Raw genomic sequence first — 13,895 nt, forward strand, 5'->3', positions numbered from 1 at the left:
TGCGTGGAACCCTGAATGCCGAAACTGTGACCTTCCTGTGCCAGTTCCCGGATTATTAAGCGCTTTCAAGCCTCGCTGACGGGTTCTGCGGCCAAAAATGACAGGTGCCGGTGTTGCTTTTTTAACCATATAGCCATTTTATCGGTCCAATATTGTCACATTGCACGGCTTCGGTAGGTAAGCCGGGGGCGTCCCCACCCCTGATGAAATACGACGGAAATGGAGAACCTGATGGGAATTTCGAAAGCAAGTCTGCTCAGCCTCGCGGCAGCTGGCATCGTACTGGCCGGGTGCCAGAGCTCCCGGTTCGGCAATCTCGACACGGTTTCGCCTCCGCCGCCCCCGCCGCCGGTCAATGCTGCCCCGGCAGGCACGGTGCAGAAGGGTAATCTCGCCTCTCCCAATGCCTCGCAGTTTCCGACCGCTCCGACCACGGACCCGAATGCGCCGGACGGCACGCAGGTTGCGAACCTGCCGCCGGCATCCGCGCCGGATGTGACGCCGGGCGCTGTCGCAGGCGTGTGGAATGCATCGCTCGGCGGCCAGAGCTGCAAGATCGCGACGCCGCAGACAAAATACGGTCAGGGCTATCGCGCAGGTCCGCTGCGCTGCCCCGGCGAACTGGCAAGCCTCGCCTCCTGGGCGGTCAACGGCAAGCAGCTCGTGCTTTACGATGCGAATGGCGGCACCGTTGCCTCGCTCTATTCTTCGGGCCAGAGCCGCTTCGACGGACAGACTTCGGGCGGTCAGGCTGTGTCGCTCTCGCGCTGATTGTTTTCACGCTGCGCCCTCGGTGGCAGCATTCTATGAGGCGGAGCGTCTTCGGACGGCTCCGCCAATTCCCCGATAACGGTTTCACCGGAACCTGTGATGTCTTTCGACGGCAATCTCAAGGCGTTTCCCTCCCTTCGCGAACATTACGATGCGATGGTCGCGGCGGGCGATGTGGACGCGGATCCCGCGCAACTCGAACTCACCGATCGCTATGACCGGCTGATCGAGGAAATCTGTTCCAGACGACTGTCACGCAAGTCGAGTGCGCTCGGCTGGCTGTTCGGCAAGCGCAAGCCGGCGGCTGAAATCGTCAAGGGGCTTTATGTCCATGGCGAGGTCGGGCGCGGCAAGACCATGCTGATGGACATGTTCTTTTCGCTTCTGCCGGTGGAGCGCAAGCGGCGCGCGCATTTCAACGACTTCATGGCCGACGTGCATGAGCGCATCTATGCCCATCGTCAGGCGTTGAAACGCGGCGAGACCAAGCAGGACGATCCGATCCCGCCGGTCGCCGATGCGCTGAGCCAGCAGGCCTGGGTCCTGTGCTTCGACGAATTCACCGTCACCGACATTGCCGATGCGATGATCCTGTCGCGCCTGTTCAGCGCGCTTTTCGCGCGTGGCGTGGTGCTGGTGGCGACGTCCAACGTCGCACCCGACAATCTCTATCGCGACGGGCTGAACCGGCAGCTCTTCCTGCCTTTCGTCGACATCCTCAAGCAGCATGTCGATGTGATCAATCTCGATTCACGGACCGACTACCGTCTGGAGAAGCTCGACCGCCAGCCGGTCTATCTGACACCGCTCACAAATGAGACGGCAGGCCGCATGGATGCCGCTTGGGCGGCCCAGAAGAACGGCGCGGACGAAAAGCCGGATACGATCCGCATCAAGGGCCGCGAGATCGAGATTGCCCGTGCGGTTTCCGGCGCCGCGCGTCTGTCCTTCGATGCGCTGTGCTCGAAACCACTCGGCGCTTCGGACTACATCGCCATCGTCAAGCGCTACCCGACGCTGTTTATCGACGGTGTGCCGGTGCTCGATTATGCGCGTCGCAATGAGGCCAAGCGCTTCATCCTGCTGGTCGATGTGCTCTACGATCATCATGCGCGGGTGTTCGTTTCGGCGGAAGCTCCGCCCGAGAAGCTCTATATTGCCAGCAAGGGTACGGAGGCCTTCGAGTTCGACCGCACCGCGTCACGCCTGTTCGAGATGCAGAGCGCGGAATATCTGGCCGAGCCGCCCGGCAAGGCCGGCTGAAGCGTTCCGTATCGTCCGCTGCCCATCATCAGGCTGCCCCATCATCAGGCTGCCACAGACTGGACTTATATGTTCCCTGGGCTATGTTACCAGCGCAATTCGTGGTCGTGGGCTGGCACACCTTAGGGGCTAACCCAAACCTGAAACGCGTATCGGTTCCAGATCGTGGCCGGTCTGGAACCGTTGCATGACGCTGAAGGAATTGGCAGCTTGCCAGTCGCTCCATACCGTCTGTTCGGGGATGGCTGGCGGCGGGGAGGGAAGGGTGATTTTGCCTTGTTTTCGACAAAATATCTTACGTTTACGTAAGAACATATAATTCTAACCGATTGAAAACATTGGTCGCAAAATAATGAGTTGAGTTTTTTTGCAAAGAGTCCTATCTCGCAGTTCCAACGCTTGAGCGTTTCCGGGGAGGAAACCGGATGGCTTGATGCGTTTCTGGATCAAACGTGAGGAAAGAAACAATCATGGCACGCAACAAGATTGCCCTCATCGGCTCGGGCATGATCGGCGGTACGCTCGCTCATCTGGCCGGTCTGAAGGAACTCGGCGACGTCGTCCTGTTCGACATTGCGGAAGGCACCCCGCAGGGTAAGGGACTGGATATCGCCGAATCTTCTCCGGTCGACGGTTTTGATGCGAAGTTTACCGGCGCCAATGACTACGCCGCCATCGAGGGCGCAGACGTTGTCATCGTCACCGCAGGCGTGCCGCGCAAGCCGGGCATGAGCCGCGACGATCTCCTGGGCATCAACCTGAAGGTGATGGAACAGGTCGGCGCGGGCATCGCGAAATATGCTCCCGACGCTTTCGTCATCTGCATTACCAACCCGCTCGACGCCATGGTCTGGGCCTTGCAGAAGTTCTCCGGCCTTCCGGCTCACAAGGTCGTCGGCATGGCCGGCGTTCTCGACAGCGCCCGTTTCCGTTACTTCCTGTCGGAAGAATTCAACGTGTCGGTTGAAGACGTCACCGCATTCGTGTTGGGCGGCCATGGCGACTCGATGGTTCCGCTGGCCCGTTACTCGACCGTTGCAGGTATTCCGCTGCCGGACCTCGTCAAGATGGGCTGGACCAGCCAGGACAAGCTCGACAAGATCATCCAGCGCACCCGTGACGGCGGCGCGGAAATCGTCGGCCTGCTCAAGACCGGCTCGGCTTTCTACGCACCGGCTTCCTCGGCCATCGCCATGGCTGAATCCTATCTCAAGGACAAGAAGCGTGTTCTGCCGGTCGCGGCACAGCTTACCGGCCAGTACGGCGTCAAGGACATGTATGTCGGCGTGCCGACCGTGATCGGCGCCAATGGCGTCGAGCGCATCATCGAGATCGATCTCGACGGTGGCGAAAAGGCCGAATTCGACAAGTCGGTGGCGTCTGTCGCCGGTCTTTGCGAAGCCTGCATCGGCATCGCTCCGTCGCTGAAGTAAATTCCAGACAAGGCCGGTTGCCGCTTCGGGCGGCTCCGGCCTTTTCCGGCTGCCAATTATTGGTCGAAGATTTGGGCCGTACCGGCTACGCTTGAGAAGCGGGTCGGGAATCCGCAGAGGACAACCAGATGAATATTCACGAATACCAGGCCAAGCGCCTGCTTCACACCTACGGCGCGCCAATCGCCAACGGTGTGGCTGTCTATTCCGTCGAACAGGCGGAAGAATGGGCAAAGACGCTTCCCGGACCGCTCTATGTCGTCAAGAGCCAGATTCATGCTGGCGGACGCGGCAAGGGCAAGTTCAAGGAACTTCCCGAAGATGCCAAGGGTGGCGTGCGCCTCGCCAAGTCGATTGACGAAGTGGTTGCCTTTGCGAAGGAAATGCTGGGCAATACGCTGGTCACCAAGCAGACCGGCCCGGCCGGCAAGCAGGTCAACCGCCTCTATATCGAAGATGGCGCCGACATCGACCGCGAGCTTTATCTCTCGATCCTGATCGACCGTTCGGTCGGCCGTCCGGCTTTCGTCGTTTCGACCGAAGGCGGCATGGATATCGAAGCCGTTGCCGAAGAAACCCCTGAAAAGATCGTGACGCTCGCCATCGATCCGGCCAAGGGCGTGACGGACGAAGACGCCGCCAAGCTCGCCGATGCGCTGAAGCTCGAAGGCGAAGCCCGTGAAGACGGCCTCAAGCTGTTCCCGATCCTCTACAAGGCTTTCGTCGAAAAGGACATGAGCCTTCTGGAGATCAACCCGCTGATCGTCATGAAGAATGGCCGCGTGCGCGTTCTCGACGCCAAGGTCTCCTTCGACAACAATGCCCTGTTCCGTCATGCGGACATCCTTGAGCTGCGCGATCTGACGGAAGAAGATTCCAAGGAAATCGAAGCTTCCAAGTACGATCTGGCCTATGTTGCCCTCGACGGCAATATCGGCTGCATGGTCAATGGCGCCGGTCTCGCCATGGCGACGATGGACATCATCAAGCTCTATGGCGCGGAACCTGCCAACTTCCTCGACGTTGGTGGCGGCGCTACCAAGGAGAAGGTGACGGCTGCGTTCAAGATCATCACCGCTGATCCGGCTGTCGAAGGCATTCTGGTCAACATCTTCGGCGGCATCATGAAGTGCGACGTCATCGCCGAAGGCGTGATCGCTGCCGTCAAGGAAGTCGGCCTCAAGGTTCCGCTGGTTGTCCGTCTCGAAGGCACCAATGTCGAGCTTGGCAAGAAGATCATCAACGAGAGCGGCCTGAATGTCATTTCGGCTGACGATCTCGACGATGCGGCGCAGAAGATCGTCGCTGCAGTGAAGGGAAACTAAGGCATGTCCATTCTCGTCAACAAGGACACCAAGGTTCTCGTACAGGGCCTGACCGGCAAGACCGGTACTTTCCACACCGAACAGGCGCTTGCTTACTACGGTACGCAGATGGTCGGCGGCATCCATCCGAAGAAGGGTGGCGAAACCTGGGAAGGTCAGAAGGGCGAAAAGCTTCCGATCTTCGCGACCGTTGCCGAAGCCAAGGAACGCACGGGCGCCGACGCTTCCGTGATCTACGTTCCGCCAGCAGGTGCAGCCGATGCGATCATCGAAGCCATTGAAGCCGAAATCCCGTTCATCGTCTGCATCACCGAAGGCATTCCGGTTCTCGACATGGTTCGCGTCAAGGAGCGTCTGGAACGCTCGAATTCGCGCCTGCTCGGACCGAACTGCCCCGGCATCCTGACCCCTGAAGAATGCAAGATCGGCATCATGCCAGGCAACATCTTCAAGAAGGGTTCGGTGGGCGTTGTTTCCCGTTCCGGCACGCTGACCTATGAGGCTGTGTTCCAGACCTCGAACGAAGGTCTCGGCCAGACGACGGCTGTCGGCATCGGCGGCGACCCGGTCAAGGGCACCGAATTCATCGACGTTTTGGAAATGTTCCTGGCCGATGATGAAACCAAGTCGATCGTCATGATCGGTGAAATCGGCGGTTCGGCTGAAGAAGATGCCGCGCAGTTCCTGAAAGACGAAGCAAAGCGTGGCCGAAACAAGCCGATGGTCGGCTTCATTGCAGGCCGCACGGCTCCCGCCGGACGCACCATGGGCCATGCCGGCGCCGTGATTTCCGGCGGCAAGGGCGGCGCGGAAGACAAGATTGCAGCCATGGAATCGGCTGGCATTCGCGTGTCCCCGTCGCCGGCGCAACTCGGCAAGACGCTGGTGGAAGTCCTCAAGGGCTGAGACCGGTCGTTATTTTGAATAGCCCCGGCATCGGCGAAAGCCGTTGCCGGGTTTGGCATGAACACCGGGATATTCCGGTGACAGCGGAGCGGAAGCGACCGCTCCAACGCGTAGAGTATGGTTTGCCGGGGTCTGTAGCGGTTCCTTCCCGGCGGCGTGAGGGATGAAGTTTCATTGTCGGACTTCCGGCCCGCGCGAAATGAATCGCTGACAAGGAGACGGAGCAAGGCTCCGGGTAGGCTATGGCAAGGCAGGAACAAGCCAACGACGTTTTCGCCCTCACCTCGTTCCTCTATGGCGGCAACGCCGACTATATCGAGGAACTCTATGCCAGGTACGAGGACGATCCGAATTCGGTCGATCCGCAGTGGCGGGATTTCTTCGCCAAGCTCGGCGATAATGCAGCCGACGTGAAGAAGAACGCCGAAGGTGCATCCTGGACCAGAAAGAACTGGCCGATTGCCGCCAATGGCGAACTCGTTTCGGCGCTCGACGGCAATTGGGCCGAAGTCGAAAAGGCCGTTTCCGACAAGTTGAAGGGCAAGGCTGCGAAAGGTGAGGCCAAGGGCGCATCCGGCGCACCGCTCACCGCCGAAGAGATTGCCCAGGCTGCGCGCGACAGCGTGCGCGCCATCATGATGATCCGCGCCTATCGTATGCGCGGCCATCTTCATGCCAATCTCGATCCGCTCGGTCTCGCCGAAAAGCCGAACGACTATAATGAGCTGGAGCCGTCGAGCTACGGCTTCACGCCTGCCGATTACAATCGCAAGATTTTCATCGACAATGTGCTCGGTCTCGAATATGCGACCGTGCCGGAAATGCTTGAAATCCTCAAGCGCACCTATTGCGGCACCATCGGCGTCGAATTCATGCATATTTCCGATCCGGTCGAAAAGGCCTGGATTCAGGAGCGCATCGAAGGCCCGGACAAGGGTTATGCCTTCACTGCCGAAGGCAAGAAGGCCATCCTGTCGAAGCTCATCGAAGCGGAAGGTTTCGAGCAGTTCATCGACGTCAAGTACAAGGGCACCAAGCGTTTCGGCCTCGATGGCGGCGAATCGCTGATCCCGGCGCTGGAACAGATCATCAAGCGCGGTGGCCAGATGGGCCTGAAGGAAGTCGTGCTCGGCATGGCGCACCGTGGCCGTCTGAACGTGCTTTCCCAGGTCATGGGCAAGCCGCACCGCGCGATTTTCCACGAGTTCAAGGGCGGCTCCTATACGCCGGACGACGTGGAAGGTTCGGGCGACGTGAAGTACCATCTGGGCGCTTCGTCGGATCGCGAGTTCGACGGCAACAAGGTTCACCTGTCGCTGACCGCCAACCCGTCGCATCTGGAAATCGTCAATCCGGTTGTCATGGGCAAGGCGCGCGCCAAGCAGGATCTTCTGGTCGGCCGCACCCGCGACGACATGGTGCCGCTGGCCGAGCGCGCAAAAGTTCTGCCTTTGCTGCTGCATGGCGATGCCGCCTTCGCCGGTCAGGGCGTCGTTGCGGAGTGTCTCGGTCTTTCCGGCCTCAAGGGCCATCGTGTGGCGGGTACGCTGCATTTCATCATCAACAACCAGATCGGCTTCACCACCAATCCGGCCTTCTCGCGTTCTTCGCCCTATCCGTCGGATGTGGCCAAGATGGTCGAGGCGCCGGTCTTCCACGTCAATGGCGACGACCCGGAAGCCGTGGTGTTTGCGGCCAAGGTTGCGATGGAATTCCGCATGACCTTCCACAAGCCGGTCGTCGTGGACATGTTCTGCTACCGCCGCTTCGGCCATAATGAAGGCGACGAGCCGTCCTTCACCCAGCCGCTGATGTACAAGGCGATCCGCGGCCACAAGACGACGGTTCAGCTTTATGCCGACAAGCTGATCGCCGAAGGCCTGGTCACGCAGGAAGACATCGACAGGATGCGGGCCGACTGGCGCGAAAAGCTCGAAATCGAGTTCGAAGCCGGCCAGAGCTACAAGCCGAACAAGGCCGACTGGCTGGACGGTGCATGGTCTGGTCTGCGCACCGCCGACAATGCCGACGAACAGCGTCGCGGCAAGACCGCCGTTCCGATGAAGACGCTGAAGGAAATCGGCAAGAAGCTTGTCGAAGTGCCGAAGGATTTCCACGTTCATCGCACGATCCAGCGTTTCCTCGACAACCGCGCCAAGATGATCGAAACGGGCGAAGGCATCGACTGGGCAACGGCTGAATCGCTTGCCTTCGGTTCGCTTGCAGCCGAAGGTCATCCGATCCGCCTGTCGGGTCAGGACGTCGAACGCGGCACCTTCTCGCAGCGTCACACGGTTCTCTACGATCAGGAAAACCAGAACCGCTATATCCCGCTGAGCAATGTCCAGAAGGGACAGGCGATCTACGAAGCCATCAACTCGATGCTTTCGGAAGAAGCGGTGCTCGGCTACGAATACGGCTATTCGCTGTCCGAACCGCGCGCGCTGGTCCTGTGGGAAGCCCAGTTCGGCGATTTCGCCAACGGTGCGCAGGTCGTTTTCGACCAGTTCATCTCGTCGGGCGAACGCAAGTGGCTCAGAATGTCGGGTCTGGTCTGCCTTCTGCCGCATGGCTATGAGGGCCAGGGTCCGGAACACTCCTCGGCTCGCCTGGAACGCTATCTCCAGCTTTGCGCCGAAGACAACATGCAGGTTGCCAACGTTACGACGCCGGCAAACTATTACCACATTCTGCGCCGCCAGATGAAACGCGACTTCCGCAAGCCGCTCATCATGATGACGCCGAAGTCCCTGCTGCGTCACAAGCGCGCCGTCTCCAGCCTGAGCGAACTGTCGGGCGATTCGTCATTCCACCGTCTGCTGTGGGACGATGCGCAGTACAACAAGGGCGAGATCAAGCTTCAGAAGGACGCCAAGATCCGCCGCGTCGTGCTCTGCTCGGGCAAGGTCTATTACGATCTCTACGAAGAGCGCGAAAAGCGCGGTGTCGACGATGTCTACCTGCTGCGTGTGGAACAGCTCTATCCGTTCCCGGCCAAGGCGCTCATCAACGAACTGTCTCGCTTCCGTCAGGCGGAAATCGTATGGTGCCAGGAAGAGCCGAAGAACATGGGCGCATGGTCGTTCATCGATCCGTATCTGGAATGGGTGCTGGCGCATATCGACGCCAAGCATCAGCGCGTCCGTTATGCGGGCCGTCCGGCTGCGGCATCGCCTGCGACGGGCCTGATGTCGAAGCATCTTGCGCAGCTTCAAGCTTTCCTTGAGGATGCTCTCGGCAACTGACCGGTTTTGGAGCCGCCCCTTAAAAGGCGGCTCCGGCATGAATTGAACACCAAATCCAGAAATTGAAGATCAACGGAAGAAGAAACCATGGCCACCGAAATTCGCGTTCCCACGCTTGGGGAGTCCGTTACTGAGGCAACCATCGGAAAATGGTTCAAGAAGGTCGGGGACGCAGTCGCCGTCGACGAACCGCTGGTGGAACTGGAAACCGACAAGGTGACAGTGGAAGTTCCGGCCGCGGCTGCGGGCGTTCTGGCTGAAATCGTGGCCAATGAAGGCGACACGGTCGAAGTGAATGCGCTGCTCGGCCAGATTTCCAGCGACGGCGCCGCTGCCGCTCCGGCTACCCCTGCCGCCGCAAAGAAGGAAGAAGCCAAGCCTGCTGCCGCTCCGGCACCGGCTGCCGCCGCTTCTGCCTCGTCCGGCCCGGCCATGCAGCCGGCTCCCGCCGCTGCAAAGCTTCTGGCTGAAAGCGGCGTCTCCGCCGCTCAGGTCGATGGTTCCGGCAAGCGCGGTCAGGTTCTCAAGGGCGACGTTCTCGACGCTATCGCCAAGGGCATTTCTGGGGGCGTTTCCGCGGCTCCGGCTCCGGTTGCTGCCGCCGCCGCTCGTCCGGCTTCGCCTGCCGACGACGCTTCGCGCGAAGAACGCGTGAAGATGACGCGTCTGCGCCAGACGATCGCCAAGCGCCTCAAGGACGCCCAGAACACGGCTGCGATGCTGACGACTTACAACGAAGTCGATATGTCCGCCGTGATGGATCTGCGTAAGCGCTACAAGGACATCTTCGAAAAGAAGCATGGCGTGAAGCTTGGCTTCATGGGCTTCTTCACGAAGGCCGTGACCCATGCGCTGAAGGAAATCCCGGCTGTTAACGCCGAGATCGACGGCACCGACATCATCTACAAGAACTTTGCCCATGTCGGCATGGCTGTCGGCACGGACAAGGGTCTTGTCGTTCCGGTCATCCGCGATGCCGACAGCATGTCGATTGCCGGCGTTGAAAAGGAACTGGCGCGTCTGGCCAAGGCCGCTCGCGACGGTTCGCTTTCCATGGCCGACATGCAGGGCGGCACGTTCACCATCACCAATGGCGGCGTTTACGGCTCGCTGATGTCCTCGCCGATCCTCAATGCGCCGCAGTCGGGCATTCTGGGTATGCACAAGATCCAGGAACGTCCGGTCGTCGTCGACGGCCAGATCGTCATCCGTCCGATGATGTATCTCGCGCTCTCCTACGATCACCGCATCGTGGACGGCAAGGAAGCCGTGACCTTCCTCGTCCGCGTCAAGGAAAGCCTGGAAGATCCGGAACGCCTCGTTCTCGATCTCTGAGTAGCATCCTGAAGAGCCGCCCGAATTTATCGGGCGGCTTTTGCAAACGGGGACTGACGGATGGAGCCGGGTCTTTTCGCCTCTTCACCTTTCCTGCCGGTCATCGGCTGGAGTGTCGTCTTGCTGGTGGTTCATATCCTCCTGCAAGGAATGACGGCGACGCGTGAGCTTGGTACGGCCTGGAATGCCGGCCCGCGTGACGAGGGGCTGAAACCGACGGCCAGGATAGCCGGTCGCGCCGAGCGCGCTTCCGCCAATTTCCGCGAAACCTATCCGGCTTTTGTCGCTCTCGCGCTGGTGCTGGTGCTGAAGGGCGATGCGAGCGGTTGGGGCCTTGGCGGCGCCTGGCTTTGGTTTGGCTGTCGCATTCTCTATATACCGCTTTATCTGGCAGGCATTGCCTATGTCCGGTCCCTGGCCTGGGTCGGTTCGCTGGCCGGTCTGGCGCTGATGTTTCTGGCCGCCGTCCTCTGACGGCAGGACACGGGTTTGAGGCGAAGGAGACGTGATGCATCCCTATCTGTTCGAACTGGCTTCGCTGATGGCGATTTTCGTTTTCGCCATCGTTTCACCGGGCGCCGATCTCGCCATGGTCATCCGGCAATCGCTGATGCATGGCCGTCGCGAGGCGATCATCACGAGTTTCGGTATCGGCACCGCGCTGATGATGCATGTCACCTACACGGTTCTGGGCCTCGGTCTCATCATTTCCAAATCGATCTATCTGTTCAATATCGTCAAATGGTGTGGCGTGGCCTATCTGGTCTATATTGGCATCAAGGCGTTGCGCGCCGGCACGACGAAGATCGATGTGGAGACGGGCGCGCACGAGCCGCGCAGGAAACAGAGCTTCGCCAAGGCGTTCGGGCTTGGCTTCGCCGCCAATGCGCTGAACCCCAAGGCCGTTTTCTTCTTCCTGTCGATCTTTTCGACCGTGGTTCATGCGCATACGCCGGTCGAGGTGAAGCTCGGTTACGGCCTGGTGATGGCGACCGCCCTGATCGCGTGGTTCGTCGGCGTCAGCCTTTTCATGACGACGCCCAAGATGCGCGCGGCCTTCTCGCGCGCCTCAAAATGGATCGATCGGACGAGCGGCGTGGTGTTTATCGCTCTTGGGCTGAAACTTGCCACTGAAAAGGCTATGTAAGAGGCGACAGGATTCGCTGCCGGACCAGATCAGGGAGAACTGACGAATGCACGCTGCAACAAAGCTTCTCAGGATTACGGCTGTTTCAGCCGTCGCCGTGTCGGTATTCTCGACGGCGGTGCAGGCTGCATGTACGCAGAACCGGGCGATCTATCGCGACCGTGACGATGCCTATACGCTGACTTTCCGGCCGGAACAGACGAACGATCTCAAAATGTCGCCCGCACCGACGAACGAATTCACGATCACGGCGAACGACAAGCCGGAGTTCAAGCTCGACGGCATGGTGATCTGGCCCGAGGAAGGCGTGGCGCGCCCCTATGCGCTGCTGACGTTCGACTGCAAGGGCGACGGTTCCAATCCGGAAGACCTCGACGATTGCAGCATTTGGCAAAGTGTCGTCTATGCGCTGAAGGAAGGTGCGGAAGCGGACGTCCTGCCCAAGGCGGACGAGCCGGCGGCGCAGGCGATCCTGCTGCCCGATCTGGTGACGGCGCTCGACGGTTATGATTTTGGAGCGGCAAAGCCCGAAAAGCCGCTTCAGTGGGAAAGCTTCCGCTTTCAGGGATGCTCGCCCGAACCGGAATGACCGGCATCGAGCAATGCCGGTTGCATGTGAATGAATTTGAATGAAAAGGACGAGCCCGGATGGACCGGGCGTCCGAAAACGTTCAGGACAGACTGAAGAAGGATAGTTCAATGTCTTACGATGTGGTTGTCATCGGTACCGGCCCCGGCGGTTATGTCGCCGCCATCAAGGCCGCACAGCTGGGCCTTTCGGTCGCTGTGGTGGAAAAGCGCAAGACCTTTGGTGGCACCTGCCTGAACATCGGCTGCATTCCCTCCAAGGCCCTGCTTCATGCATCGGAAGTCTTTGCCGAAGCCGGTCATTCCTTCGACACGCTCGGCGTCGAAGTCGGCACGCCGAAGCTGAACCTCGAAAAGATGCTGGCCCACAAGGACGCGACCGTTAAGGCCAATGTCTCGGGCGTGGAATTCCTGTTCAAGAAGAACAAGATCACGCCCTATATCGGCACCGGCAAGATCGTCGCCAAGGGCAAGGTTTCCGTGACGGCCGAAGACGGCGCGGTCCAGGAAATCGAGGCGAAGAACATCATCATCGCCACGGGTTCGGATGTCGCGGGCATCCCCGGCGTGAAGGTCGATATTGACGAAAAGGTCATCGTGTCCTCCACCGGCGCTCTTTCCTTCGACAAGGTTCCGGGCAATCTGATCGTGGTCGGCGGCGGCGTCATCGGCCTGGAACTCGGGTCCGTCTGGGCGCGCCTCGGTGCGAAAGTCACGGTCGTCGAATATCTCGACAAGGTGCTCGGCCCGATGGACGGCGAAGTGTCGAAGCAGTTCCAGCGCCTTCTGGAAAAGCAGGGCATTGTCTTCAAGCTCGGCGCGAAGGTGACTGGAGTTGAAAAATCGGGCAAGACGGGTTCTGGGGGCGCAAAGGTGACTTTTGAGCCGGTCAAGGGCGGTGACGCCGAAGTGCTTGAAGCCGATGCCGTGCTGATTGCGACCGGCCGTCGTCCCTATACGGACGCTCTCGGCCTTCAGGAAGCGGGTGTCAATATCGACGATCGCGGCCGCGTGGCGATTGACGATCACTGGCGCACCAATGTCGAAGGCATCTATGCCATCGGCGATGTCGTGCAGGGGCCGATGCTGGCGCACAAGGCCGAGGACGAAGGTATCGCGGTCGCCGAAATCATTGCCGGTCAGGTCGGTCACGTGAATTTCGACGTCATTCCGAGCGTCGTCTACACGCAGCCGGAAGTGGCTTCCGTCGGCAAGACCGAAGAAGAGCTGAAGGCCGCAGGCATCGACTACAAGATCGGCAAATTCCCGTTCACGGCCAATGGTCGCGCCCGCGCCATGCAGCATACGGATGGCTTTGTGAAGATTCTCGCCGACAAGGCGACGGATCGTGTTCTGGGCGCGCATATCCTCGGATACAATGCCGGTGAGATGATCCACGAACTGGCCGTCCTGATGGAATTCGGCGGCTCGTCGGAAGATCTGGCCCGCACTTGCCACGCGCATCCGACCATGTCGGAAGCCGTGCGCGAATCTGCGCTCGCAACCTTCGCCAAGCCGATCCATATGTAATCGGTCTTTCATGGCGCAATCGTCGAAGGCCCGCTCGTGCGGGCCTTTTGCATTTATAGCTAATTCTGTGCCGGCGGGGCCGGTGTCGACGGTTCGCTCTGTGTCGCAGGCGGCGGTGGCGCAGCCGTGTCGGTTCCGCTGCCGTTCTGGTAGAAGAAATAGCCGAGGATGATGATTGCCGCCAGAAGTACGGCGCCAAGCAGGTAAGTGCTTCCTCCGCGTGGCGGCGGCACCGGTGGCATCCCTGACGGATCTGAAAGGCGGGGATCGGACGTTGTACGTGGATCGTTTCGCGGATCGCTGGTCCGCGGATCGAGGGGATCGACCATAACAGGTTCCTCCAATGGCCCCT

The 13,895-nt window shown here is 60.0% G+C and carries 12 protein-coding genes; 11 read left to right on the top strand and 1 reads right to left on the bottom strand.

The features are described from left to right. The first annotated feature begins 231 nt into the window (after positions 1 to 231). From FHS76_RS01830 to lpdA, 11 genes are all read left to right on the top strand, one after another. Complete coding sequence (locus FHS76_RS01830; protein WP_183647202.1) at positions 232 to 771, top strand: protease inhibitor Inh/omp19 family protein; 540 nt, start codon at positions 232 to 234, stop codon at positions 769 to 771. Positions 772 to 870: 99 nt separating this feature from the next. Next, a complete protein-coding gene (zapE, locus tag FHS76_RS01835) occupies positions 871 to 2,034 on the top strand; it encodes a cell division protein ZapE (RefSeq protein WP_183647205.1) in 1,164 nt (387 codons plus the stop codon). 470 nt (positions 2,035 to 2,504) lie between these two features. After that, positions 2,505 to 3,467, top strand: a complete 963-nt coding sequence (mdh, locus tag FHS76_RS01840) for a malate dehydrogenase (protein WP_183647208.1) — start codon at positions 2,505 to 2,507, stop codon at positions 3,465 to 3,467. A gap of 128 nt (positions 3,468 to 3,595) precedes the next feature. Next, on the top strand, positions 3,596 to 4,792 hold the full coding sequence (sucC, locus tag FHS76_RS01845) for an ADP-forming succinate--CoA ligase subunit beta (protein WP_183647211.1): 1,197 nt from the start codon (positions 3,596 to 3,598) through the stop codon (positions 4,790 to 4,792). 3 nt (positions 4,793 to 4,795) lie between these two features. Continuing rightward, positions 4,796 to 5,698 (top strand): succinate--CoA ligase subunit alpha, encoded by a 903-nt coding sequence (gene sucD / locus FHS76_RS01850; RefSeq protein ID WP_183647216.1) that lies wholly within the window; start codon positions 4,796 to 4,798, stop codon positions 5,696 to 5,698. A gap of 242 nt (positions 5,699 to 5,940) precedes the next feature. Next, positions 5,941 to 8,943 (top strand): 2-oxoglutarate dehydrogenase E1 component, encoded by a 3,003-nt coding sequence (locus FHS76_RS01855; RefSeq protein ID WP_183647219.1) that lies wholly within the window; start codon positions 5,941 to 5,943, stop codon positions 8,941 to 8,943. An 87-nt stretch (positions 8,944 to 9,030) separates the two neighbouring features. Next, on the top strand, positions 9,031 to 10,278 hold the full coding sequence (odhB, locus tag FHS76_RS01860; RefSeq protein ID WP_183647222.1) for a 2-oxoglutarate dehydrogenase complex dihydrolipoyllysine-residue succinyltransferase: 1,248 nt from the start codon (positions 9,031 to 9,033) through the stop codon (positions 10,276 to 10,278). Between the two features lie 60 nt (positions 10,279 to 10,338). Next, positions 10,339 to 10,752: an MAPEG family protein gene (locus tag FHS76_RS01865; RefSeq protein ID WP_183647226.1), complete on the top strand. Its 414-nt coding sequence runs from the start codon at positions 10,339 to 10,341 to the stop codon at positions 10,750 to 10,752. A gap of 34 nt (positions 10,753 to 10,786) precedes the next feature. Beyond that, positions 10,787 to 11,425: a LysE family translocator gene (locus FHS76_RS01870; RefSeq protein WP_183647229.1), complete on the top strand. Its 639-nt coding sequence runs from the start codon at positions 10,787 to 10,789 to the stop codon at positions 11,423 to 11,425. Positions 11,426 to 11,471: 46 nt separating this feature from the next. Next, positions 11,472 to 12,014, top strand: coding sequence for a hypothetical protein (locus FHS76_RS01875; protein ID WP_183647232.1), 543 nt, complete (start codon positions 11,472 to 11,474; stop codon positions 12,012 to 12,014). Between the two features lie 110 nt (positions 12,015 to 12,124). Continuing rightward, positions 12,125 to 13,543, top strand: coding sequence for a dihydrolipoyl dehydrogenase (gene lpdA, locus FHS76_RS01880; protein ID WP_183647236.1), 1,419 nt, complete (start codon positions 12,125 to 12,127; stop codon positions 13,541 to 13,543). Between the two features lie 59 nt (positions 13,544 to 13,602). On the opposite strand, the gene FHS76_RS01885 is transcribed toward lpdA, so the two are convergent. After that, a complete protein-coding gene (locus tag FHS76_RS01885) occupies positions 13,603 to 13,872 on the bottom strand; it encodes a hypothetical protein (RefSeq protein ID WP_183647239.1) in 270 nt (89 codons plus the stop codon). Positions 13,873 to 13,895: the final 23 nt, after the last annotated feature.

The sequence above is a fragment of the Brucella daejeonensis genome (assembly GCF_014199265.1).
GTDB lineage: Bacteria > Pseudomonadota > Alphaproteobacteria > Rhizobiales > Rhizobiaceae > Brucella > Brucella daejeonensis.